General features: G+C 61.2%; 22 protein-coding genes. 3 read left to right on the top strand and 19 right to left on the bottom strand.

The genetic code is table 11. From position 1 onward, the window contains the following. Nucleotides 1–73: 73 nt before the first annotated feature. The 5 genes from PSEUDOMOFG3G_RS09865 to PSEUDOMOFG3G_RS09845 all read right to left on the bottom strand — a co-directional run bounded on the left by PSEUDOMOFG3G_RS09865 (nt 74) and on the right by PSEUDOMOFG3G_RS09845 (nt 4,867). Nucleotides 74–1,684: a gamma-glutamyltransferase family protein gene (locus PSEUDOMOFG3G_RS09865; protein ID WP_139049816.1), complete on the bottom strand. Its 1,611-nt coding sequence runs from the start codon at nt 1,682–1,684 to the stop codon at nt 74–76. Between the two features lie 61 nt (nt 1,685–1,745). Then, on the bottom strand, nt 1,746–2,525 hold the full coding sequence (locus tag PSEUDOMOFG3G_RS09860; RefSeq protein ID WP_139049815.1) for an amino acid ABC transporter ATP-binding protein: 780 nt from the start codon (nt 2,523–2,525) through the stop codon (nt 1,746–1,748). Between the two features lie 2 nt (nt 2,526–2,527). Further along, nucleotides 2,528–3,304 (bottom strand): amino acid ABC transporter permease, encoded by a 777-nt coding sequence (locus PSEUDOMOFG3G_RS09855; RefSeq protein WP_139049814.1) that lies wholly within the window; start codon nt 3,302–3,304, stop codon nt 2,528–2,530. 11 nt (nt 3,305–3,315) lie between these two features. Beyond that, nucleotides 3,316–4,122, bottom strand: coding sequence for an ABC transporter substrate-binding protein (locus PSEUDOMOFG3G_RS09850; RefSeq protein WP_139049813.1), 807 nt, complete (start codon nt 4,120–4,122; stop codon nt 3,316–3,318). A gap of 76 nt (nt 4,123–4,198) precedes the next feature. Next, nucleotides 4,199–4,867, bottom strand: coding sequence for a GntR family transcriptional regulator (locus tag PSEUDOMOFG3G_RS09845; RefSeq protein WP_139049812.1), 669 nt, complete (start codon nt 4,865–4,867; stop codon nt 4,199–4,201). Between PSEUDOMOFG3G_RS09845 and PSEUDOMOFG3G_RS09840 the strand changes: the two genes are divergently transcribed. Then, complete coding sequence (locus tag PSEUDOMOFG3G_RS09840) at nt 4,866–5,051, top strand: hypothetical protein (RefSeq protein ID WP_139049811.1); 186 nt, start codon at nt 4,866–4,868, stop codon at nt 5,049–5,051. The genes PSEUDOMOFG3G_RS09845 and PSEUDOMOFG3G_RS09840 overlap by 2 nt on opposite strands. A 30-nt stretch (nt 5,052–5,081) precedes the next feature. On the opposite strand, the gene PSEUDOMOFG3G_RS09835 is transcribed toward PSEUDOMOFG3G_RS09840, so the two are convergent. The 10 genes from PSEUDOMOFG3G_RS09835 to PSEUDOMOFG3G_RS09790 form a co-directional block, all read right to left on the bottom strand. Then, on the bottom strand, nt 5,082–6,020 hold the full coding sequence (locus PSEUDOMOFG3G_RS09835; protein WP_139049810.1) for a helix-turn-helix domain-containing protein: 939 nt from the start codon (nt 6,018–6,020) through the stop codon (nt 5,082–5,084). A 79-nt stretch (nt 6,021–6,099) separates the two neighbouring features. After that, nucleotides 6,100–6,864, bottom strand: a complete 765-nt coding sequence (locus tag PSEUDOMOFG3G_RS09830) for a 2-keto-4-pentenoate hydratase (RefSeq protein WP_139049809.1) — start codon at nt 6,862–6,864, stop codon at nt 6,100–6,102. Next, the gene (locus tag PSEUDOMOFG3G_RS09825) at nt 6,861–8,468 is read right to left on the bottom strand and encodes a bifunctional 3-(3-hydroxy-phenyl)propionate/3-hydroxycinnamic acid hydroxylase (RefSeq protein WP_139049808.1); all 1,608 of its coding nucleotides are present in this window, start codon (nt 8,466–8,468) and stop codon (nt 6,861–6,863) included. The genes PSEUDOMOFG3G_RS09830 and PSEUDOMOFG3G_RS09825 overlap by 4 nt, the downstream gene beginning before the upstream one ends. Nucleotides 8,469–8,470: 2 nt before the next feature. Beyond that, nucleotides 8,471–9,334 carry an alpha/beta fold hydrolase gene (locus PSEUDOMOFG3G_RS09820; RefSeq protein WP_139049807.1) on the bottom strand — a complete coding sequence of 288 codons (864 nt, stop codon included), beginning with the start codon at nt 9,332–9,334 and terminating at the stop codon, nt 8,471–8,473. Nucleotides 9,335–9,361: 27 nt separating this feature from the next. After that, the gene (locus PSEUDOMOFG3G_RS09815) at nt 9,362–9,964 is read right to left on the bottom strand and encodes an amino acid synthesis family protein (protein ID WP_139049806.1); all 603 of its coding nucleotides are present in this window, start codon (nt 9,962–9,964) and stop codon (nt 9,362–9,364) included. A 14-nt stretch (nt 9,965–9,978) separates the two neighbouring features. Beyond that, a complete protein-coding gene (locus PSEUDOMOFG3G_RS09810; RefSeq protein WP_139049805.1) occupies nt 9,979–10,428 on the bottom strand; it encodes a VOC family protein in 450 nt (149 codons plus the stop codon). Nucleotides 10,429–10,439: 11 nt separating this feature from the next. Further along, a complete protein-coding gene (locus PSEUDOMOFG3G_RS09805; protein WP_139049804.1) occupies nt 10,440–11,480 on the bottom strand; it encodes a YCF48-related protein in 1,041 nt (346 codons plus the stop codon). A 12-nt stretch (nt 11,481–11,492) separates the two neighbouring features. Then, entirely contained in the window at nt 11,493–12,287 is a 795-nt protein-coding gene (locus PSEUDOMOFG3G_RS09800; protein WP_139049803.1) for an SDR family NAD(P)-dependent oxidoreductase, read from the bottom strand. A gap of 26 nt (nt 12,288–12,313) precedes the next feature. Beyond that, the gene (locus PSEUDOMOFG3G_RS09795; protein WP_139049802.1) at nt 12,314–13,804 is read right to left on the bottom strand and encodes an aldehyde dehydrogenase family protein; all 1,491 of its coding nucleotides are present in this window, start codon (nt 13,802–13,804) and stop codon (nt 12,314–12,316) included. A 10-nt stretch (nt 13,805–13,814) separates the two neighbouring features. Further along, a complete protein-coding gene (locus PSEUDOMOFG3G_RS09790; RefSeq protein WP_139049801.1) occupies nt 13,815–15,356 on the bottom strand; it encodes an acetolactate synthase large subunit in 1,542 nt (513 codons plus the stop codon). A gap of 48 nt (nt 15,357–15,404) precedes the next feature. Between PSEUDOMOFG3G_RS09790 and PSEUDOMOFG3G_RS09785 the strand changes: the two genes are divergently transcribed. Then, on the top strand, nt 15,405–15,632 hold the full coding sequence (locus PSEUDOMOFG3G_RS09785; protein ID WP_139049800.1) for a hypothetical protein: 228 nt from the start codon (nt 15,405–15,407) through the stop codon (nt 15,630–15,632). Beyond that, nucleotides 15,629–16,381: an IclR family transcriptional regulator gene (locus PSEUDOMOFG3G_RS09780; RefSeq protein WP_139049799.1), complete on the top strand. Its 753-nt coding sequence runs from the start codon at nt 15,629–15,631 to the stop codon at nt 16,379–16,381. Before PSEUDOMOFG3G_RS09785 ends, PSEUDOMOFG3G_RS09780 begins: the two co-directional genes overlap by 4 nt. Nucleotides 16,382–16,573: 192 nt before the next feature. Here the strand turns inward: PSEUDOMOFG3G_RS09780 and PSEUDOMOFG3G_RS09775 are convergent, their stop codons facing one another. The 4 genes from PSEUDOMOFG3G_RS09775 to PSEUDOMOFG3G_RS09760 form a co-directional block, all read right to left on the bottom strand. After that, entirely contained in the window at nt 16,574–17,899 is a 1,326-nt protein-coding gene (locus tag PSEUDOMOFG3G_RS09775) for a hypothetical protein (RefSeq protein ID WP_139049798.1), read from the bottom strand. A gap of 81 nt (nt 17,900–17,980) precedes the next feature. Then, nucleotides 17,981–19,330, bottom strand: a complete 1,350-nt coding sequence (locus PSEUDOMOFG3G_RS09770) for an aminotransferase class III-fold pyridoxal phosphate-dependent enzyme (RefSeq protein ID WP_139049797.1) — start codon at nt 19,328–19,330, stop codon at nt 17,981–17,983. 11 nt (nt 19,331–19,341) lie between these two features. After that, entirely contained in the window at nt 19,342–20,763 is a 1,422-nt protein-coding gene (locus PSEUDOMOFG3G_RS09765; RefSeq protein ID WP_139049796.1) for an aldehyde dehydrogenase family protein, read from the bottom strand. Nucleotides 20,764–20,847: 84 nt separating this feature from the next. After that, nucleotides 20,848–22,296 (bottom strand): APC family permease, encoded by a 1,449-nt coding sequence (locus PSEUDOMOFG3G_RS09760; RefSeq protein WP_139049795.1) that lies wholly within the window; start codon nt 22,294–22,296, stop codon nt 20,848–20,850. Nucleotides 22,297–22,488: the final 192 nt, after the last annotated feature.

The following is a 22,488-nucleotide window of genomic DNA, read 5'->3' as shown; positions in this document are numbered from 1 at the left end:
GCGGCGCTCGTCCTCCCGGGTTCTCAACCATACGCCCCCGGGAGTCCCTGCAAGCACGGCCGGTTCATCGTGCCTACCACACAGCAATATGAGAATCCGCCCTGGGCTCGGTGCCGCCGCACAGGACACCGCTGACCGGGTCGCGGAGAATGATCTGGCCTCGTCCGTAATCAGTCCGGTCACTGGCGATCTGCACTTCATGACCGCGCCGCGCCAAGGCATTGGCCAAGTCGCCGGAGGCACCCTGCTCGATGCCAACTTTCATCTCACCAAGCCACTGCCAGCGCGGAGCGTCCAGCGCCGCTTGCGGGTTCAGGCCGAAGTCCACTAGGTTCATCACCATCTGCACATGGCCTTGGGGCTGCATGTAACCGCCCATCACGCCGAAAGGGCCAAGGGCCTGGCCATTCTGGGTGAGGAAACCAGGGATGATGGTGTGAAAAGTCTTCTTGCCCGGGACCAGGCAATTGGCGTGGCTCGGATCCAGGCTGAATTCCTGTCCGCGATTCTGCAAGGCAATCCCGCTGTCGGGCAGCACCACGCCGGAGCCGAATCCGTGATAGTTGCTCTGGATGAACGAGACCATGTTGCCTTCCCCGTCAGCAGTCGCCAGGTACACCGTGCCGCTGGCGTGGGGATCGCCGGGTTTGGGTGCCTGGGCCTGTTCGCTGATCTGGGCGCGACGGCAGGCGCTGTACTCCTCGCTCAACAGGTCAGTCACCGCCACACGCATGTGCAGAGGGTCGGTGATGTAGTGCAGGCCGTCGCTGTAGGCCAACTTCATGGCCTCCAGTTGGCGATGCCAGGTCTGCTGGCTGTCGCGGTGATCGAAGCTGAAGCCCTCCAGTATTTTCAGCGCCATCAAGGCCACCAGCCCCTGTCCGCTCGGCGGGATTTCCCAGACATCGACGCCTCGATAGTTGACGTGGATCGGTGCCACCCATTGGGCGCGATAATCCTGCAGGTCCGTGGCGCGAAGGTAGCCGCCGCTGGCCCGGGAGTGGGCATCCAGGCGTTCGGCCAAGGCGCCGCGATACAGGCTCTCGCAGCGGGTGGCAGCCAATTCTTCAAGGGTACGGGCCTGGGCCGGGTTGCGGAAAATCTCCCCGGCCCGTGGTGCGCGACCGTCAATCAGAAAGGTCTGGAACCAGGCATCCAGGACCTGATCACGATGAGGCGTGAATTCGTTCAAAGCGATCTGCCATTGATGGGCAACCACCGGCGACAGCGCAAAACCGTCCCGCGCCAGGCTGATCGCCGGCTGCAGCAACACGGCAAAGGGCAGCTTGCCAAAGCGTTGCGACAACTCGGCCCAGGCCGATGGGCAACCCGGGACGGTTACCGGCGTCCAGCCATAGAGCGGCATCCGTTCATGGCCGGCCGCCTTGACCGCCTCGATACTCAGGGCCGCCGGTGCATGGCCGTTGCCGTTGAGGCCATGTAACTGGCCCTTGCACCAGACCAAGGCAAAAGCATCGCCACCGATGCCACAACCCGTGGGCTCGACCACCGTCAGCGCCGCCGCCGTGGCGATGGCCGCATCAATGGCGTTGCCGCCCTTTTGCATGATCTCGATGCCCGCTTGGGCAGCCAGAGGCTGGGACGCGGCGACCATGCCCCGGCGGGCAAAAACGCTCTGGCGTTGCGACGGATAAGGGTACTCGTGAGCAGAAAATTTCAGCATGGCAAAGACTCTTCAACACAAGGATTCATTGGCGGGACTCAGGGCGAACACCCCGGAACGGTCATAACACGCGACTGAGGAAAGCCCGGGTTCGCGGGTGCGTGGGATGGCTGAAGATCTGCTCCGGCGGGCCTTGCTCGATGAGTTCACCTTGGTCCAGCACCACCACACGGTCTGCCACTTCGCGGGCAAAGCCCATTTCATGGGTGACCACGACCATGGTCATGCCCTCCTCTGCCAGCGCTTTCATCACTTGCAGCACCTCGCCAACGGTTTCCGGGTCGAGGGCGCTGGTGGGTTCATCGAACAGCATGGCCTGAGGTTTCATCGCCAGCGCCCGGGCAATCGCCACCCGTTGCTGCTGGCCGCCGGAGAGCATCGACGGGTAGTGGTTGGCCTTGTCCGCCAGACCGACCCGCTCCAGCAGGTTGCGGGCCTGTTCCAGCGCCGCAGCGCGAGGCATCCCGAGCACCTGGATCGGCGCCTCGATGATGTTCTCCAGGGCCGTCATGTGGGGGAACAGGTTGAAGCGCTGAAACACCATGCCGATGTCCCGGCGCTGGCGGGCGATGTTGCGCTCCGACTCACGCATCAGGCTGCCGTCAGCCCGCTCGCGATAGCCCATGGCCCGGCCATTGACGCGGATGCGCCCGCCCTGGATGTCTTCCAGCAGATTGATGCAGCGGATAAAGGTGGTCTTGCCCGAGCCGGAGGCACCGATCAGCACCACCACTTCGCCGCGCCGTACTTGCAGGGATATGCCCTTGAGGATCTGTAGCTCACCAAAGGACTTGTGCACATCCAGCGCCTCGATGATCAGCTCTTCACTTTTGTGCGCCATGGCTAACGTGCCCTCAACAGGTTCAGGGTGCTGCGACCGAACATCCGCGTCGACGCCGGCGGTGGTGACGAGGGTCGGTCCGATTGGCCGAAACGGGCTTCCAGCCAGCGCTGGAAAAAGCCCCAGAGAGTGGTCAACAAGAGGAAATAGATCGCCACCACCAGGTACAACTCGAACACCCGAAACGTCGCCGACGTGACCATTTGGGTACTGAGCAACAGTTCCTGTACGCCGATCACGCTGACCAACGTGGTGTTCTTGAGCATCACGTTGAACTCGTTGCCCAGTGGCGGGACGATGACCCGGAACGCCTGGGGCAAGACAATGCGGCGCATCAGCTTGGCGAACGTCATGCCCAGGGAACGCCCGGCTTCGTACTGGCCCTTGTCCACCGCGCCGATGCCGGCCCGGATGATCTCGGCCATATAGGCACCTTCGTTGAGCCCCAGGGCAATGATCGCCGCCTGGATATTGCCGGGAATCACCAGGCCGAACAGATCGATGTCTTCGAAGCGGAAAATCCCCCCTGCCGCCAGTGCTGTATAGAGAAAGACAATCTGCACCAGCAACGGCGTGCCGCGCATCAGCCACACATAAAAACGCACCGGTAAATGCAGCAACGGATTGCTCGACAACCGTATCAACGCCGCGGCCAGTCCCAGGAAGCAGCCCAGCAGCATCGCCAACACACTGATCACGCAGGTCAGCCAGAGCCCGGTGAGGTAAACATCACTGGGCTGCAACAGGTACTGCCAAAACACATCCCAATTGAAGTTCATCAACGCTCACCTCAATCAAGAGTGTCACTGGCGACATGCCATTTGCTGAGCAGTTGGCTGTAGCTGCCATCACTGCGCATGTCGTTGATCACCTGCTGCACTGCGGCGCTCAGTTGCGTGTCGTCCTTGCGAATACCCAGTCCGGTAAGAATCCGGCTGAAGGCAGGCACCCCTTCCTCAAACAAATCGGGGGCCATGGTGGCGTAATAACCGGCGGTTTCCACCGTGGTGCCGTAGGCATCGACCTGGCTGATGCGCAAGGCCTGGAATGCATCGGTGTCGGTGTTGTAGACCACCAGTTTCATTCCAGGCTTGCCAGCCTTGGTCAGCGCTTCATTCTCGGCGTCGAGCAGCGTCTTGATGGTGGAGCCATTGAGCACCGCGACTTTATGCCCGGACAGGTCCGACAGCGTCTTGATTGCCTTCGGATTACCCTTGGGCACGACCACCGCCTGGCTGGAGTACATGTAGTTGACGATATCGATCACCTCACGGCGCTCGGGCTTGTCAAACAACTGGTCGACGATCATGTCGCACTGCTTGGCGAGCAAAGCCGGGAGCAGCCCGGAAAAGGGAATCACCCGCCACTCGACTTTCTTGTCGCCCAGCCGCTTGGCGATTTCCAGGCCCAGGTCAACGGTCAAGCCCCTGGGTTTCTGCGCTTCATCGAAGGACACCAGGGGCGGCGAATCCATGCCTGAGCAATAGACGAGTTTTTCGACCTTGAGCAAGCGCTCCGGAACAACGGGCGCGGCAACCGCCCACTGAGCACAGAATCCCAAGGATAGGGCGGCAACCAACAGGCGAGGCTTATGCATGACCAGACACTCCAGTTCAGTTAGTAACGGGCAGTACTCAAAGTCAAAACAACGGCAGGCTCGGGGCCCGCACTGGTTATTTTTTCGATTGCAGAAATTGGATCAACTCAGGAACGGTGCCTTCGATGTGCGCACGCACCACTGCCTCGGCCTTATCGGCGTCGCCAGTACGAATCGCCTCGAGAATCACCGCGTGTTCCTGGCGCGCACTCAGCGGTTTTTCCACGTGCTCAAGCCATAGGCGCATGGGCGCCTCGATCAAGGAATAGAGGGCACTGATCTGCTTCAGCAACCGGGGACGACCGCTGAGGCTGCACAGGTATTCATGAAAGGCGCGATGCCGGCTGACCCACTCGGCGCTTTCCTCGCGGTAATCGTCCATCTCGTCCAGCAGACGCTCCAAGGCTGCCAATTGGCGCTCGCCTATCCTGGCTACCGCGACACGGATCGCCAGGCCTTCGAGGACGCTGCGCATCTCGAAGACTTCGTGCAGCTCATCGATATCCAGGCCACTGACAACGGCCCCGCGATTGGGCCTAAGGGTCACCAGGCCCTGGGCGTCCAATCGACGGAACGCCTCGCGCACCGGCATCCGGCTCATACCGATCTCGCTGGCGATGTCTTCAGCGATCAGCCGGTCACCCTTGCGCAATCGTCCCCCGCAAATGGCGTCCAGCAGGAAGTTGTAAGCCTCCTCCTCGGCCGTCATCGGCGGGCGCCCAACGTAACTCGGAGCGAATTGCATGGCAGCACCTTTTGAATTTTTGTATCCAATTATCCATAAATTCAAAAAAGCAGAATGCGTGCCAACTGAATGGATCGATGTGCAAGTGATTGATTTGAAGGAAAGGGTCTTGCTATGGGGCGTGCACGGGCCCGGCGTCAATTGGGTAGACGTGCTACCAAATGGCTCAAGCGACGCCCATTAGTGTGCACAGTGGTAGCCGGGTAACACTCAATCAGCCAGCCCTGGGAGTGTCCGAAGGTGACTCACCAAACAGCGCTCGGTAATGAGCGGCGAAGTGGCTTAGGTGGAAGAAGCCCATGGCAACGGCGATCTCACCGACATTCAGCGTGGTCGCACGGGTCGTGATCAAGCGCCGCCGTACGGCATTGAGCCTCAAGTTACGCAGGTACTCGACCGGACGCATCCCGGTTACCGCCTGGAAACTGTTCTGCAGGGTCCGGCGACTCACCCGTAATTGCTCGCACAGATCAAGAATGCTCAGCGATGTGTCACCACTGTCTACGACCAGTTCCTGGCAACGTTTGACCAGATAGGCACTGACAGCGACGTTGCCGCGACGGCCACGAACCTCGTCAGAGGCGTGACTGAACAGATCGAGGAATGCGTTAAGCAGCACCTCCTCCAACATTTTTTCCGAGGCTGGAGTGATGGCGTCCGCTTGTTCCAGAAGGTGACGGAACAACGGATGGATCCTTTGCTGCACGCTCAGCAACACCGCCTCATCCACGCTGATCTGCGATTCGCTTTTCAAACGCTTGAGCTGTTCGCCCGACAATTCGTAAGCCGCCAGTTTGGCGAAACGAACAGTGTCGACGTTGACCGCAAAGAAGTGCGTACCTTCCGGGGCATGCAAGACAAAGTCCTCTCCATCTCGCAGCAGCACCACACTGTGGGCGCCCACCTGATGCCCTTGGACCACCGGCGCGCTGCCCAGCGACATGGCAATGCACAATCGCCCTTTTGGTGCGCAACCTCGCTGCACCACACGTTTATCCAACACTTCCTGGAAAATCTGAAAACGGTCGGCGCAAATCTGTCGCAGCTCACTGGAAAGACATCCACGACCAAGCTGGTCATAGACCTGTTGCCAGCCCAGGATGGAACCGGCGTGTTGCTGGGGATCATTGAAGGTACGGACTTCGGCGAGCATGGTCATCGTTCCTCAGAGGCGCTGTTCTTATTGTCGGCCTGTCTTAAGTGGCTCGATCCTCCCTGACGATGGCTGGGGTTTATGCCTGGAAAGCCAAAGCCAGTTCCGTGCCAAGCATATGCAACCGGTACTCGCCCGCCTGGATAGCCATGGGTGGCAACAACGCTCCGGACAGCACGACCTGACCCGCTTCAACACATTGTCCGTCGGCCAGCAGGCGCCGGATTAGCCAGCACAGGTTTGTCTGGGGCGTGTCCTCGCGCGCCAGGGCATCGCCTTCGCCGCAGGGCGCCCCGTCGCATTCCAGGCGATAGGTCACGTGGGCCAATAGCTCAGGATGAAACCTGATCCGCGAGCCAAGGCAATAAAGTCCCGCGGCGGCATTGTCGGCAAGAAACGCCCCGACACCGAAACGCCAGCCCTGCCAGCGACAATCGGCAATCTCGAACGCCGGCGCGACCTCGGACACGGCGGCCAGAATGTCCTCGTCGCTGTAGAAACCTGACTCCAGGGTACGCCCCAGGACAAATGCCAACTCGATTTCCAGCTTGGGCTGGATCAGCCGTGCAAGCGGCACCGTACTGCCGGGCTCCACCGCCATGGCATCGGTCAGCCCGCCCAATACCGGTTCATCGATACCGAAACGGTCCTGGGCGGCGCGGCCAGCGAAGGCCACCTTCCATCCGGTCAACTGCTCACCAGCGACCTGGCGCCGGCGCAATGCCTCGCGCTGCAAAGTGTAGCCCGCCGACAGGTCGAAGGCCTGAGGCTCCAACGAAGGCAAGGCGTGTACGGCGTGTGCGGCATCGTGAAGCCGGACCAGCAGATCATCTTCACGCCTCATGAGAGTTGCTCCGCCAGTTTGCGCAATACGCCTTCGAGCCGCTCGGGTGTGGTGATCGCGGCGACAAAACGATCCGGCCGCACTACCACGATGCAGTCACGCACCTTGGCAAACCACTCGCCCAGGCGGTTATCAACGTCCTCGACGCAAAGGGCACCATTGGCAGACAAGGGTTGGTTGCGCCCCACGCCACTGCGCGAACGATTGATCTGGATGAAGCGCGTGTCCCAGCGCGCCCAATAGGCAGCGGTTTGCTCGCTGAGCGGTTCGCTCGGATTGACCCGATACCCCAGCACCGCATAGGAATGCCCCAACACCTCGTCCAGACGCCGGCGCTGGCCCTGGGCATCTTCGATAGAGGGTTGGATGAACAACTGCCCGACCAGATCATCCTCATGCAGCTCGGCGCGCTCGTGATACACCAGGCCTTTGGTGATGGTCGCCTTGGGTTTGAACTTGAACTCCAACAAGTGCGAACGCAGGTTGTCGACGCTGTTGACGGCCTGGAACAACCAGTCCCGGACACCGGCCATCAGCGGGTTGGTCAGCCCCAGGACGGCGCCCATGTTGTCGGCCAACGCGATGAGATCGGTCGCATGCCCACGGCGTTCCTGATCGTAACTGGCAAGAATCGCCGGCGATGCTCGCCCTTGGAGAATCGCCGCAAGCTTCCAAGTGACGTTGGCGACATCTCGCAAGCCCGAATTGAGCCCCTGCCCGGCCCATGGCGGGGAAATATGCGCCGCATCCCCCACCAGTGCCACCCGGCCCTGGACAAAGCGCGCCGCGACCCGGGAGTTATGGGTGTAGGCGCGGATCCGGATGATTTCCAGTTGATCGACCGCATCGCCGATATGCCCACGGATCAAGTCCCGGATCGTTGCCTCCTCGCACATCCTGGTCTCGTCTTCGCCCTCCAGGAGCATGAACTCCCAGCGCCGTTGCTGATATGGCAGGTAGATGCAGACAAAGGGCCGCTGAGGGTCGGCATGCAGGGCCGTATAAGGTGCATCCAGGGTGTCGTTGGCCGTGTCGATCACCACCCATTTGCGTGGATGAGTCAGCCCCAGCAATTCGATACCGAGCTTCTTGCGCACGCTGGAACGTCCGCCATCGGCGCCGATCACGTACTGCGCCTGCAATTGATAGAGCTCGCCCCCGACATCGCGCACCTGCAAGGTCACGCCCTCGGCATCCTGCTCCAGGTCGAGCATTTCATGGCCCTGGCGCAACTCGACACTGGCGTGTTTGCCCAATTGTTCGCGCAACGTCGTTTCAAGCAACTGTTGCATGAAGATATTGCGCATCGGCCAGCCATAGTTTGCCGTGCTCGGCTTGACCTCGGCAAAACAGACGCCTCGCGCATTGTAGTAACGCAAGGGCACGTTGCAGATCATGTCGCGCGCGGCCAGCTCGGCGATGCCGATGCCCTGCAACACACGTAACGCCTCGTCATCCATGCCCACCGCGCGCGGATACGGCAGGACGCCGTCAGCCAATTCAAGGACGACGCAGTCGACTCCGTACAGCCCCATGTAATGGGCAGCCGTGATCCCGTTCGGGCCGCCACCCACGATGACAACCTGGGTTTTCTCCTGCTTCATCGCTATTCACCGCTTTGTTGTTGTGGTTGTAGGCGTTGGTCGTACAAATAATCCATGACGACAAGGTTGAACATTTCGCTCTGGTCATCATGGACGTAATGACTGGCGTCGGCGATTTCCTCTGCCCGCACCCATGGACTGGTCTGTTTGATCGCCTCAAGGGTCGCCAAGGGCAGGAAATCGGAACGCGCGCCTCGAATGAACAGCGTCGGGCAATCCAGTGCCCGTACCGCAGGCCAAAGGTCAGTCGGAGCAATACTCAGGCGCGCCTGGGCAATGCCCTGTTGGTCGTGACGCCATTCGATTCCGGCCAGTGTTTCCTTCATGGAGTACATCAGCCTGGAGGCCAGCCCCTCCAGCGACAGGCCAGGTCGAGCCTGGCGCCAGAATTGCGCGGCACTCTCCCAGTCAGCAAACACCAGCGGTGTCTGGCTCATCTCGCGCCGAATGCGCTCGGCACCATCTCCACTGACCGACGAGCCCGGACCGATGTCCTCGATCACCAAGGCCTGCAGTCGGCCCGGATTGAGTCGCGCATACTCCAGTGCATTGGTTCCGCCGAGGGAATGCCCCACCAGGACAAAACGCTGCAGTCCCAAGTGCGCCACCAGATCTTCAAGATCACTGACATAAGCTTCGGTTCGGTAACTGGAGGGATCCGCCCAGTCACTGTAACCGCGACCGCGCTGGTCAAGGGCATAGCAACAGTACTGCTCCCCCAGCGCATTAGCCAGGCCATCCCAGGTCTGGGCATAGGAGCGCAGCCCGTGCAACAACACCACCGCGATGCCCGACGGGTTGCCCCACGACAGATAGTGCAGGCGCATCTGCGAGCGATTGGTGAAGAAGTGGCTGTTTGCAGACATTCGTTTGGTCTCCACGGTCAACCCACCTCAATGCAGGCCATCATTGCCCTTGATGTCGGCAGCCTGGAGACCACCCAGGCGCGCATGCAAACGCCCGCGAGTGGCGAAGGCCCAGATGATGATCAACTCGTCCGCCGAGGGGCCATCACCGAACGAAAGCGAAATGCTGTCGTAGTGCGAGCGGACATACAGCGCATCCTTATGGGCCAGCGGGACATCGATGGTCACGCCAGGCCCGCCACGCTTGCCCGTGGAAGGCACCCAGGATTTGCCACCGCCCAATGCCACCCGAATCGGATCCGCTGCTGGATTGGTGAGCAGTGCATTGCCATGTTCGTACTCGCCCTGGCTGCCCACCAGACACGCCTTGCCATAACTGACAATCTCACGCTGGCCAGCCAGTGCCTGGATGCGACGACCAAACTCCTGCCCCAACAAAGGTGATGGCTCGACCAGCTCGGCCAGGCTTTCGCTGTAGCGCCCGGCATAGGGATTGGCGATCACGGCGCCAATGGCGTATTTGAACAACGGTTCACCATCGGCCAACTGGCCACTTTCGTTGGCCAGGGTTTCCTCGACGAAGCTATACCATTTGCGGATGTGGTAACTGGCGAAATTTGCGGTTTTCATCGGACAGGTCTCTTTCAAAGTGGGTCGAGATCAAAATTTCGGCTGGGCGCTCCGGCAGCCTTGAAACGGGCCTTGCCTCGCGCGTCGTCATGTTCGGTCTCGAGAAAAAATTCCATGCGATTGCCATCGGGATCGTTGAAGTACACGCCGTTACCGATTTCGTGATCGGTGATCTTCACCACCTCAACCCCTTTGGCAAGCAACATGCCGTAGAGCTGGCGCAGGGTAGTCATGTCGCCGGCGATTTCCAGCCCGTAGTGCTGCAAGCCCAGGCCGCCCTGATGGGCCCCCGGCTCTGCGCGGATCAAAGCGATATCGTGATGCTTGGCACCAAACGCCATCATGACCCAGCTGTCACCCCGGGCGCTTTCGTGCATACCCAGAACATCGGCGTACCAACGTGCCGAGGTTTCAGGGTCGCTGACAAACAGCGACAGGTGAGTTCGAACGACCTCGATTTTCATCGTGCGATACCTCAGTTCTGTTTGACGATGGATTGATGCCCGGACTTGATCTGCGCCACGGCGGGCGTCCAGAGCACATCAGCAATTTCACTGAACTCACGCCACTGCTTCTGCCAGCCGTCCCCACCGTTCTCGGAGGTGAACAGGTGTCCGTATTTGGTCCCGGCAACGATCTGACGAGGGTTGCCAGGGTTGAAGGCAATGGCCCAGACACACGAGTTGGGTTGTTGTGACAGCGGCAGCACCTCCCAGCTGAGGGCCGCATCCCGAGAGATGAGTACCTTGCTGGTCGTGCCAGGCGTACCGTCGGAAATACTCAGGTAGAGGGTGCTTTCACTGCCCAGCGGTGCGTTCATGGCGCGCACGTAGTACAGGCCGAATGTTTCCCGGGCAATGATGCCAGTCCAGGTTTGCCCTTCATCGAGGCTGCGGTAAACGGCGTTGACGCACACCACCACGATGACCTTCTGGCCATGGTTGGGCAGGACCAGGATGTTGTGGACGTCCGAGTTGAAGTCCCACAGCAGCCGATCATCGACACGGGTCCAGGAATCACCGCCATCACGGCTGTGGAACAACCCGCCCTCCTCCAGGCCGAACCAGAGCTGGTCGCGATCAGTCGGGTCATAAGCGAAAGCCAGCAAGCGCGGCCGACTGACACCTTCGCAGAACTCCGGAATATCCACCGGCGCGCGCTCCCAGCTCAGGCCGGCGTCGAGGGTGCGCCACAGCACGGCGCGCGAAGGTGCACCAGTACCGACGAAGATGCGCTGCGCATCCTGTGGATCCACTGCAACCTTCCACACGGTCTGCCCGTTGAATGGCGAATCCACTCGCTGCCAATGGCCTCCGGCGTCATGACTGACACACAGGCCGACGTCGGTCCCGGCATAGATCACTTCAGGCGCATCGGGATGAACGCTCAGGGATCGAGTGATTGCATCAAACTCCAGATCCTGTCCCAGACCCAGGCGATGCCAGGTATGACCATCGTCGGCGCTGCGGATCACCGCTTGTCCCACAGTGGCGACCAAAAGGGTTCCGTTACTCATCACTGTTGCTCCTCAAATGAAGATGCCACGGGTCAGGCCGCCATCGATGCCGATGGACTCTCCCGTCACGGCGCCCGCCTTGGGCGACGCCAGGAAACCGATCAGCCAGCCCATTTCGATGGGCGCCAACGTGCGGCGGATCGGCGTTGCGTCGATGTAGCCCTGCTCCACCTGCTCCGGCGTCTTGCCCTGCTTGACGCCTTCGCGCTCGTACAGCTCCTGGATGTGCGGGGTATCCACCACACCGGGGTGAATCAGATTGACGGTGATGCCCGAAGGGCCCAGTTGATCGGAGAGCGTTTTGGTCATGTGGGCGATGGCCAGGTTGCGCATGCCCGAAAGGACCTTGCTGCCGCGCCCGGTCAAGCCACCGATGTTGATGATGCGACCAAAGCCCCCGGCCTTCATGTGCGGGGTCACCGCCTTGGCACACCGGAAATACCCGATCACCTTGGTGTTGAGGTCGGAGAGCAACTCATCGTCGCCCGCATGTTCAATGTCATTGCGCACCACGCCGGACGGTGCGGCGGCGCCGTTGACCAGGATGTCGATGCGGCCAAAGTGCTTATGGGCGGCTTCCACCATGTCGGAAACGGCCGACATCTGATTGGTGTCACAGAACAGCGGCAGCACTTCGTTGCCGGTCTGTGCGCTGATTTCTTCGGCGGCCTGCTGGAGATACTCCATGCGCCGCGCACAGATCACCACCTTGCATCCCTCCTGGGACAGAAAACGCGCGACTTCCTTGCCGATGCCCATACCACCGCCCGTGACGATCGCCACGCGGCCTTGCAATTCCAGATCCATAGCAGTTCCTCTTGTGATTGTTCGGCTCAGGCGAGATCGACGAAGACACTTTTGGTTTCGGTGTAGGCATCGATCACGTTCTTACCCATTTCCCGGCCCCATCCGGATTGTTTGTAACCACCAAACGGCGAGGCCGGGTCTACGACGTTCCAGCAATTGATCCACACCGATCCGGCCTTCAGTTGTGCCGCCACGCGATGGGCTGAACGCAAGTCGCGGGTCCACAGACCGGCCGCCAGGCCGTAGGGCGAGTCGTTGGCGCGCAGCACCAGTTCATCGATTTCGGTCCAGCTCATGACGGTCAGCACAGGGCCGAAGATTTCTTCCCGGGCGACACAGGCGCGCTCGGCGCGGTCGAGAAACACGCTGGGGCGGATGAAGTGGCCGCGCTCCAGATGGGCCGGCCGGTCGCCGCCGCAGATCAGTTCGGCACCTTCTTCCTGGCCCCGTTGCAGGTAGCCACGCACCGTGCCCAACTGCCGGGCCGAGACCAGCGGGCCCATGCTGCTGGCCGGATCCAGCCCTGGCCCCAGCACATGGGCGGCGGCATGGCGCTGGAGTTCTTCAAGTACCTGGTCAAGAACACTGGCGTGCACATACAGGCGCGAGCCGGCGGTGCAGACCTGGCCCTGGTTGTAGAAAATGCCATCGGCGGCGCCTTTGGCCGCACGGACGATATCGGCGTCCGGCAAGATGATGTTGGGCGACTTGCCCCCCAGCTCCAGGGACACTTTCTTCATGTTGCCGGTGGCCGCCTGGGCAATCAGCCGCCCCACCTGGGTCGAGCCGGTGAAGGCGATCTTGTCCACGTCCGGGTGCTGGGCCAGCGGTCCGCCGGTATGCACGCCCAGGCCGGTGATCAGGTTGACCACCCCGGCCGGAAAACCAGCGGCTTCGATCAGTTGCACCAGGCGAATCGCAACCAGAGGCGTCTGTTCGGCGGGCTTGAGTACCGCGACACAGCCGGTCGCCAACACCGGACCGAGCTTCCACACGCACATGGTCAACGGGAAGTTCCACGGCACGATCAACGCGCAGACACCCACCGGCTCACGCAAGGTGTAATTGAGCATCGGCGCGCCACTGGAGGGCGATACCGGGAGCGTGCTGCCTTCGATCTTGGTCGGCCAGCCAGCGAAGTAACGGATGATGTTGGCCGCGCTGGCCGCTTCACCCCGGGCCGCGGCGATCGGCTTGCCGTTTTCCAGGGTGATCAGTTGCGCCAGCTCCTCGCGGTGCTGGTCGAGCAGTTCAGCCAGACGAAACAACAGCAGGCCGCGCTGGGCCGGCGACTGCTGCGCCCAAGTCCCCGTAAAGGCCGCGCGGGCGGCAGCGACGGCGGCATCCACATCGCGTTCGCCGCCTTCGGCAACTTCAGCGAGGGTGTGTTCAGTGGCCGGGTTCTCCACGGCAAACCGGCGACCATTGGCGGCGTCCTGCCAGGTGCCGCCGATAAACAGGCGCCCAGGTTGTGACAGGAATTGTTCGACGGCAGGTAACAATTGGATCTGACTCATAGCTCCTCCTTTACAGCGCCATTTCAATCAGGCACGGACCGCCATCGGCCTTGGCGTTGGCCAGGGCGCGCTGCAATTCAGCATTGGTGTGTACGGTGCTGGCCGGCAGGCCGTAGCCTTTGGCCAGAGCTTTCCAATCGATGCGAGGACGGTCCAGCACCGTCAGGCTCAGGGCCTCAGGGCCCAGCTCGGTCATACCAAAGCGGCGCAACTCGTTCTGCAGGATCGCGTAGCGATGGTTGGCGGCAATCAGAATCACCACCGGCAGTTGCTCCCGGGCAATACTCCACAAAGTCTGGATGGTGTACTGGGCACTGCCGTCCGATTGCAGGCAGAACACCGTATTGCCGCGCTCCGCCAGGGCGGCGCCAAATCCCACCGGGATGCCTTGGCCGATGGCCCCACCGGTGTTGGTCAACACCCGATGCCGTGCGGCATGGGCCGAAGCGGTGAAGAATGGATAACCGCAGGTCCCACCCTCCACGGAGACGATGCAATCGTCCGGCAGCGAGGCGGCCAACACCTGCCCGATCGACTGCGGCGTCAGCTCGGCACTGCCCGCTGGTAGCTCGATAGCCCGCGACGTGGGCACATAAGCCGGAGCCTCAAGCGCATCAGCCAGCGCAGTGAGCGCACCCGCAACGTCGTCCCCTACTTCTGCCAGGTAAAGCAGGCGATCACGTTCCGCCAGGCGCGAAGGAATGCCTTCGTAACCGAAGTAACTGATCGGATCCGGGACCCCGGCGCAAACCACGGCGTCGTATTGATCAAGGATCTCAATGGCAACCTCGGGGAAATACGGCAAGCGATCCAGATCAGGCAAACCACCACCGCGATAGCTCAGGCGCGGAAAGGTTTCGGCGAACATCCGCACACCCGGCAGTTGGGCCAAACGCCCCGCCGCTTCGAGGCCAGCGACGGACAAGCCCTGATCACCCACGATAAACACCAGGCGCTGGCCATTGCGCAGTGCCTGGGCCACGGCTTCGATCCGGTCACCGGCAAAACGACGAACCGGGGCCTGCAACGCGGTGAAGGCGCGCTCGCGCTCCACCTCGTTGGCTTGCAAGTCCATCGGCAGGATCAGGCTGGAAATCTGCCCCTTGGCTTGCCAGGCCGCACGCACGGCTTCCTGGAAATCTTCCCCTACACCTGACGCGGTGCGCGATGTGCGCACCCACCCGGAAACACTCCCGGCCAGCGCCTGGATATCACTGGCCAGCGGCGGATCGTAATTGACGTGCCATGACGCGTGATCGCCGATGACATTAACGATCGGGGTATTGGCGCGACGGGCGTTGTGCAGGTTGGCAATACCATTGGCAAAGCCAGGCCCCAGGTGGGTCAGGGTCATCGCCGGCTTGCCGGCAATCCGGCCGTAGCCGTCCGCAGCACCGGTGCATACCCCCTCGAACAAGGACAACACCGGCTTGAGGGCAGGTGCGCTGGCCATGGCGGCCACCAAGGGGATTTCGGTCGTTCCGGGATTGGCGAAGCAGTATTCGATACCGCTCGCCACCGCCGCCTTCACTATCAGTTGCGCACCATTCATTTCCAGCCCTCTCGCTCGAGCGTTTGCAGTGGCTGAGATTTATCACACATGAAGATCGACAAAACAAGCTGTTTTTCTACATTAAAATCATATTTTGAGATTAATGCAGTTTTTATCAGATCAAAATATTGGAAATCCATTCATATTTCTCAAGCAATGGATTACCGTGACAAGGCGCTCCTGAGCGAGCACGCGGGCTTTTCATCACCGCCGCGGCTACCTATAGTGCTCACCCAACGCCCCCTACGCGCCATTCCCCCTTTAGGAGCGAAATGAGCAGTCTGAGCAAAATGCTGAGTGTCCTGGACCTGTTCGGCCCGGCCACACTGAAGATCGACCCCGATACCATCGCCGAGCGCATGGGCCTGTCACGGGCGACCGTGTACCGCTACGTCAAGGACTTGTGCGATGCCGGCCTGCTGGTGCGGGTGGATGCCGGCAGCTACGGCCTGGGGCCACGCATCATTGAGCTGGACTGGATGATGCGCCAGTACGACCCGATCCTGGTGGCAGGCCGCGAGCTGATGCACGAGCTGTCTGAAGCCACCGGCCTGGCGGTGTTCGCCAGCGTTTTCTACGACGGGCGCATCATCAACACCTACATCGCCGAACCCAGTGACACCTATCAGTTTTCATTCGGCCGCGGCCAACCGCTGCCGTTTTTTCGCGGTGCGCAATCCAAGGTGTTGATCGCCTTCCAGAAGGGTCGGCGCCTGCAACGCCTGTTCGAAGAACACCTGGCCCACGACCCCGACAGCGGCCATGACTGGACAAGCTTCTCCAAGGCCGCGAAAAAGATCCGCAAAGACGGCTATTGCATGACCCACGACGAACTCAACCTGGGGCTCACCGGCATCGCAGCGCCGATCTTCAACCCGGAGCTCGACGAAGTGGTGGGCAGCCTTTCGGCCGTGGGCAGCACCGACAGCTTCAAGCTACTGCGCCAGGAAACCGTGGTTGAAATGGTGATGGACACCACCCGGAGGATTGCCGAGCGGATGCAACATCCGCCTGCAGTCGGCTAACAGCCAGGCGCGGCTCACTAAAGGGAAACGATGCCTCTGTGGCGAGGGGATTTATCCCCGCTGGGCTGCGCAGCAGTCCTAAAAGCCAAACAACTCGGTGTGTCAGATAGATTGAGTTGGCTGTATGGGGCTACTGCGCAGCCTAGCGGGGATAAATCCCCTCGCCACAGGGTTTACCGAACAACCCCTGTTTCAGAACGGCACGGCCACACTCACCTGGCTGTACACGTTAGTGCCATTGCCTGTCACTTGATTGCCCCCCGTCGTGGCGTCCCGATCCGGTTTGTAGAGACCTATCAGCGGCGTGACGATCAAGTGCTCATTGACGACCCACTCGGCATAAACATCCAGCTCACGGGCGTCGAGGTTGAGGGCATTGCTTTTACGCACTGTGTTGTAGTCGAAGTACAACGCACCGAGGGTCAGGTTTTCCAATGGTGTGGCCTTCAGACCGACATGGTGGATCCCCGTATTGCTGTTGAAGGGTCCGGCATAGTTACCCGCGACTTCGCCCTGGAACCAGGTGCCATAGCCGGTACTTTGCCCGGTGAACAGTGAGTCCCACTTCTGCGAATAGCGGGTGTAGCGATAGGTCAGCTTCGGCGCCCAGGCAACGCTTGCAAAGGTATATCCGGCCTCGGCGTACCAGGCCTTCTCAGGTCCGGCGTCCTTGTCTTGCCAGGCGTATTCAAATGCCAGGCTGACATTTTCGATACCCGCATCGCCTTCACCGCGAATGCTGTAGACATCCATACCCTTGCGCTGCTTCTGGAAATCGCTGGCCCAGCGGTCATTAACGTCGATGCCGTGTATCCACGTCAGGCCCAACGTACCGGCCTTGGCGGTGTAATCCAGCGTAGCGGCGGTGAGTTCGGTTTCGGCCTGGGCGCGGTTATCGGACTTGAGCCACGCCACGCTGCCATGCATGCCGTCCTGCCCTCCCAGACGCAGAACGGCGGTTTGATCGAACGCGTGCCGAGCCGCCAGGTAATAGGCGCCCCCTCGATTCAAGCGGCCATCGGCAGGCCCCTTGCCCAGGTTTGGCCCGTCATCGTTGATCAGGAAACCTCGCCCCACCTTGACCACCTGGCGTCCGCCAGAGATATCGACACCGTCCTGTCCCAACACGGGAAAAAGATCCGCGGAACGCCAGCCCAGGTAAGCGTCTTCAATCTTCGTCGTGCGCTCGCTCCCAAGCGTATTCCCGGAAGGGTCGCCATCGCCCCAAGTAGCGGAACTGACAAGGCTGAACGCACCGTAGGCGATGCCCCGGCCGGCCAGGCCCTGGTCGCCGCTGACGCCATACTTGATGAAGCCTTCGCGCCAGGTTGAACCACCGGACCTGCCGTCGTAGTTCTTGCGACTGTTGAAATGACCGAACACCGCCAGCATGTCGGCGTTGAGATGAGTGTCTTCATCGGCATACAACTCATAGGCTTGGACCTGACTCGTGGCACAAAGCGCCAGCGTACAGGCAAGGCCACTGCCGAAAAAATCCATACGCGATAGAGACCGCATGGCTGGAGCTCCTTGTGGTGCGCCTTTGAAGGCTGTCTTTGTATTCAGGAGCCGGCGCAAGACACTGCGCCGGCGAACAGGCTAGCGGCAGTCGGCGAGCGCGCTGTCCAACGCGCCGACCATAAGGGCGGCCTCGTCGCTGGTGAGGGTCAGCGGTGGCGACATCACGATTTTGTTGCCGATCGGGCGCACCAGTACGCCGGCCCGGCGCGCCTGCTCGGCAATGCGCGAGGCCAGGCCGTTGGCCGGGTCAAGCGGCTCGCGCGTTACCTTGTCCGCCACTAGGTCCACGGCAATCATCAAGCCCTTGCCACGCACTTCGCCCACCACCGCATAACGCTCGGTCAGCGGTTGTAGTTGCTCCAGCAACTGGGCACCGACTTTTCCGGCATTGCCCGGCAGGTCCTCGGCTTCGACAATATCCAGTACCGCCAGGGCCGCGGCACATGCGGTTGGATGACCGCTGTAGGTGTAGCCGTGCATGATCACACTGCTGAAGCCCGGGCCATTCTCGATGGCATCGACCATGCGCTGGTTGAAGACCGTGGCGCCCATGGGGATGTAGCCGGCAGTGATGCCCTTGGCCAGGCACAGTACGTCGGGCGCGACACCCCAGCCACGACTGCCGAGCATGCAGCCGGTGCGGCCGAAGCCGGTCACCACTTCATCGGCGATCAACAGGATGCCGTGGCGATCGCAGACTTCGCGCAGCTGCTTCCAGTAGTGTGCGGGCGGCACGATCACGCCGCCGGCGCCTTGTACCGGTTCGGCAATCAGCGCGGCAATGGTCTGTGGGCCAAGCAACGCGATCTGGTCTTCCAACTGGCGAATGCAATGAGCGGTCAACTCTTGCGGATCGCGACAGTCCCAGGGGTTGCGGTACAGCCAGGGCGTATCGAGCAGATGACAGCCGGCCAATAGCGGCCCGTGGTTGTAGTGATAGACCCCATTGCCGCCCACCGATGTACCGCCCACGTGCACGCCATGGTAGCCATTGCGCAACGACAGAAAGCGCGTGCGCCCTGGCTCGCCGCTGGCAATCCAGTATTGGCGGGCCATTTTCAGTGCCGTCTCGACCGCATCGGAACCGCCGGAACTGAACAACACCCGCGCCATGTTCTCCTGGGAGAACATCGACGTCAGTCGCTCGGCCAGATCGAACACCCGGGGATGGGCAATGCCGTCGAAGGTCTGGTAATAAGCCAGCTCGTCCAGTTGCGCAGCGATGGCCGCTTTCACTGAAGCCCGGTTATGGCCCACGTTCACGTTCCACAGGCCGCCGACACCATCGAGCATGCGATGGCCCTCGATATCGGTGATGTAGTTACCGTCGCCACGGGCGATGATCAACGTTTTGGAGCGATTGGCTGGCGCCGCAGAGCTCATCGGGTGCCAGAACTTCTTCTGTGCTGTCTTGTATTGCTCGTACATGGTTGCAGTCCTCATTCTGTTTCACGCTTGCGTACGTACAGCAGTTGCTGGCCAGTAAATTCCAGCAACCCTTCAAGGCCGAACTCGACACCGAATCCGGACATCTTGCTGCCGCCAAATGGCGTATTGGGCTGAATTTGTGCATGGCAATTCACCCAGGCCACGCCGCTTTCAAGGCGACTGGCCAATGCCTGTGCCTGCTCGACATCAGGGCCCCAGACCGATCCACCCAACCCCATGTCGCTGGCATTGGCGCGGCGCAGGACGTCCTCGACATCCTGGTAGGCAATCAGGGGCAGCACCGGACCGAACTGTTCTTCGTCCACCAGTCGGTGTCCGTCGGTCACGTCAGCGACCAGGGTCGGCGGATAGAAAAAGCCCGGTCGGTCCAGGCGGGCACCGCCGCACAACACCCGCGCCCCATGGGCACGGGCATCCGCCACCAGTTCCTCCACCAGCGCTAGCTGTTCGAGGTTCTGCACCGGTCCAAACGTGACCCCAGGCGCCAAACCATCCCCTACCACCTGACGCCGAGCGATCAGGGCCAGGGCCTCGGCAAAGGCCTCGTACTGGGATTGGTGGATGTACAAACGCTTGAGGGCGGCGCAGGTCTGCCCCATGTTCAGGAAGGCCGCCTGGAAAATGTCATCGGCGACCTCCTCGACCGGCGTGCCGGGCAGCACGATGGCGGCATCGTTACCGCCCAGCTCCAGGGTCAGACGCTTGAGGTTGCTGGCGGCGCCGCGCATCACGCTTTGGCCGGTGGCGGTCGAGCCGGTGAAGACAATCTTCTGGATACCGGCGTGCGCGGTGATCGCACTGCCGAACCCTTGCTCACCGGTCACGCTATTGATCACGCCTCGAGGCACATGGCGCGCGATGATCTCCACCAGGCGCAGGGTGCTCAACGGGGTCAGGCTGGACGGCTTGCTGATCACACAGTTGCCGGCACGCAGCGCCGGCATGATGTGCCAGACGGCAATCATGAACGGCCAGTTCCAGGGCGTGATCGACGCGACGACACCCAACGGCTTGCGGTGCAGTTCAATGCGCTGGCTCAGGGTTTCTTCCACCAGCTCCACGGGGATCTGCTGCTCGGCGGTGTAGCGCGTCCAGGCCACCGCGCCCATCACTTCAAAGAGCGCCAGTTCCAGCGGCTTGCCCTGCTCCAGAACAATCAGTCGGGCCAACGACTCGGCGTCCTGCTCGATCTGCGCCGCGATGCTCAGCAGGCGCTGGCGGCGGTCTTCGTGGGTGCTGTGGCGCCACTCGACAAAGGCCGACTGCGCCGCTTCGACGGCAAGGTCCAGCTGGGCCAGGGAACCTGCCGAGCACCGGGCGAACACCGTACCGGTCGCCGGATTGACCACATCGAAGTGACCGTTATCGCCGTCGACCCCGGCCCCATTGATGAGCATTTGATAATCGTGCATGACACCTTCCTTTCACGCGCTGTCGGACCGTCCCGAACGACAGCGCAGTTGTTTTTTGTGGGGTTTGACGATGTCGCGGACGCCCTAGAGCTTGTGGCTGCCCAGCGCCATGAACCGCTCGGGCGAGGCCTTGCGCAATCGGGCGGCGAGGAACACGCCGACGATCAGTGCGGCGGGAATGATCGCGCAAAGACCGTAGGACAAGAGCTGGCTGGCGCCGGTCAGCACGTCGAAATGAATCACTGCAAGGACCAGGACCGCCAGCAATGCCAGGCACGAAAAACCCGGCAGAATCCGACCGCGCCAGAGTCCCAGCTTCAGTTCCGGGTGCGCGCGGAAATAGACAAATACCGCTGCAGAGGTCAGGGCCATGAGCAAGATCACGCACAGCGTCGCCAGATTGGAAAACCAAGCGAACAACTGAAGGATCGGATCGGCATCCAGCGCGGCGAAGATCAGCACCACCACCGCCGCGATCAGGCTTTGCAGGACTGAGCCCATGTGCGGACTCTGGTGCACGCGATGGGTGGTGCCCAACCGGCTGTGCAGCAAACCGTCACGCCCGATGGCATAGAAGTAACGCGCCGCGGCGTTGTGGAACGCCAACAGCCCAGCGTAGATGCTGACCATGAACAGCACGCGGATGATCTGGGTCAGGTGCGGGCCGACAAAATGATCGGACATGCCATAGATGAACGTGGTCGGATCCTGCAGTGCCTGCAAGGTCGGCACGATCTTGTCGGCCCCTACGCCAATCACCATCGCCCAGACCGACAGGGCATAGAAAGCACCGATCAGCAGCACCGAGCTGTAGGTTGCGATGGGTATCGTACGGTGCGGATTCTTGGCCTCTTCGCCATAGATAGTCGTGGCCTCGAAGCCGATAAACGCTGCAAAGCAGAACAGCAAGCCGATGGACGGCGTACCACTGAACACATGGCTGCGGTCGAAGGAATCGAGATTGATACCGCTGTCACCACCGGTTTTCAGAATGGCGAAATCCAGGGTCAGGATCGCCAGGTACTCGGCAATGACCACTACCGACAGCACCCGGGCCGACAGGTCGATCTTGCGATAACCCAGAATCGCAATGCTCGCCATCGCCAGGAGCGAATACGTCCACCACGGCAAATCCAGGCCAAAGACGCTGGCCATCGTGCCGCTGACCACGCCGCCGAACATGCCGTACAGGCCGACCTGGAGAATGTTGTAGGCAAACATCGCCAGCACCCCCGCCGCACCACCGGCCAAGCCACCCAAACCGCGAGCGGTGAACGCATAGAATCCACCGGCGTTGGTCATGTGACGGGACATGGCGGTGTAGCCCACCGAGAAGGCCAGTAACACCAGTAGCGCCAGGAGCAGCAAAGCCGGTGTGCCGGCGCCATTGCCTAGCATGATGCCAATGGGGAAACCGCCGGCGATGACGCTCAAGGGGCTCGCCGCCGAAATCACAAAGAAAATAATGAAGCCAACGCCCAGGGCGCCTCGCTTCAGCTCCGTCGAGCTGCTGATCGGGAAAGACACACTCATTTCTCTTGACCTTATTGTATGAGGCAGTCGCTGTAGGATCGGGGCGCGGCCAGCTTCACCGCTGTCCAGATGCTTATTGTTTTGGTTGCACGCTGGATTCGATGCTAGGCCCTTGCCAAAACCCTTCGCTATCCCAAAACGGCAGCATCCGAAGCCGCGCCCTAAAACAGGTCAGCCCATTAAGGCCGACGA

The sequence above is a fragment of the Pseudomonas sp. FG-3G genome, from assembly GCF_901007645.1.
Lineage (GTDB): Bacteria > Pseudomonadota > Gammaproteobacteria > Pseudomonadales > Pseudomonadaceae > Aquipseudomonas > Aquipseudomonas rhizophila.
The sequence above is the reverse complement of the archived record's forward strand: the minus strand, read 5'-3'. Positions and strand labels throughout refer to the sequence as shown.

Coding starts and splice junctions, on each gene's coding strand:
- PSEUDOMOFG3G_RS09865 (WP_139049816.1), bottom strand. CDS start 1,684: ATGCTGAAATTTTCTGCTCACGAGTACCCTTATCCGTCGCAACGCCAG.
- PSEUDOMOFG3G_RS09860 (WP_139049815.1), bottom strand. CDS start 2,525: ATGGCGCACAAAAGTGAAGAGCTGATCATCGAGGCGCTGGATGTGCAC.
- PSEUDOMOFG3G_RS09855 (WP_139049814.1), bottom strand. CDS start 3,304: ATGAACTTCAATTGGGATGTGTTTTGGCAGTACCTGTTGCAGCCCAGT.
- PSEUDOMOFG3G_RS09850 (WP_139049813.1), bottom strand. CDS start 4,122: ATGCATAAGCCTCGCCTGTTGGTTGCCGCCCTATCCTTGGGATTCTGT.
- PSEUDOMOFG3G_RS09840 (WP_139049811.1), top strand. CDS start 4,866: ATGGCAGCACCTTTTGAATTTTTGTATCCAATTATCCATAAATTCAAA.
- PSEUDOMOFG3G_RS09845 (WP_139049812.1), bottom strand. CDS start 4,867: ATGCAATTCGCTCCGAGTTACGTTGGGCGCCCGCCGATGACGGCCGAG.
- PSEUDOMOFG3G_RS09835 (WP_139049810.1), bottom strand. CDS start 6,020: ATGCTCGCCGAAGTCCGTACCTTCAATGATCCCCAGCAACACGCCGGT.
- PSEUDOMOFG3G_RS09830 (WP_139049809.1), bottom strand. CDS start 6,864: ATGAGGCGTGAAGATGATCTGCTGGTCCGGCTTCACGATGCCGCACAC.
- PSEUDOMOFG3G_RS09825 (WP_139049808.1), bottom strand. CDS start 8,468: ATGAAGCAGGAGAAAACCCAGGTTGTCATCGTGGGTGGCGGCCCGAAC.
- PSEUDOMOFG3G_RS09820 (WP_139049807.1), bottom strand. CDS start 9,334: ATGTCTGCAAACAGCCACTTCTTCACCAATCGCTCGCAGATGCGCCTG.
- PSEUDOMOFG3G_RS09815 (WP_139049806.1), bottom strand. CDS start 9,964: ATGAAAACCGCAAATTTCGCCAGTTACCACATCCGCAAATGGTATAGC.
- PSEUDOMOFG3G_RS09810 (WP_139049805.1), bottom strand. CDS start 10,428: ATGAAAATCGAGGTCGTTCGAACTCACCTGTCGCTGTTTGTCAGCGAC.
- PSEUDOMOFG3G_RS09805 (WP_139049804.1), bottom strand. CDS start 11,480: ATGAGTAACGGAACCCTTTTGGTCGCCACTGTGGGACAAGCGGTGATC.
- PSEUDOMOFG3G_RS09800 (WP_139049803.1), bottom strand. CDS start 12,287: ATGGATCTGGAATTGCAAGGCCGCGTGGCGATCGTCACGGGCGGTGGT.
- PSEUDOMOFG3G_RS09795 (WP_139049802.1), bottom strand. CDS start 13,804: ATGAGTCAGATCCAATTGTTACCTGCCGTCGAACAATTCCTGTCACAA.
- PSEUDOMOFG3G_RS09790 (WP_139049801.1), bottom strand. CDS start 15,356: ATGAATGGTGCGCAACTGATAGTGAAGGCGGCGGTGGCGAGCGGTATC.
- PSEUDOMOFG3G_RS09785 (WP_139049800.1), top strand. CDS start 15,405: ATGAAGATCGACAAAACAAGCTGTTTTTCTACATTAAAATCATATTTT.
- PSEUDOMOFG3G_RS09780 (WP_139049799.1), top strand. CDS start 15,629: ATGAGCAGTCTGAGCAAAATGCTGAGTGTCCTGGACCTGTTCGGCCCG.
- PSEUDOMOFG3G_RS09775 (WP_139049798.1), bottom strand. CDS start 17,899: ATGCGGTCTCTATCGCGTATGGATTTTTTCGGCAGTGGCCTTGCCTGT.
- PSEUDOMOFG3G_RS09770 (WP_139049797.1), bottom strand. CDS start 19,330: ATGTACGAGCAATACAAGACAGCACAGAAGAAGTTCTGGCACCCGATG.
- PSEUDOMOFG3G_RS09765 (WP_139049796.1), bottom strand. CDS start 20,763: ATGCACGATTATCAAATGCTCATCAATGGGGCCGGGGTCGACGGCGAT.
- PSEUDOMOFG3G_RS09760 (WP_139049795.1), bottom strand. CDS start 22,296: ATGAGTGTGTCTTTCCCGATCAGCAGCTCGACGGAGCTGAAGCGAGGC.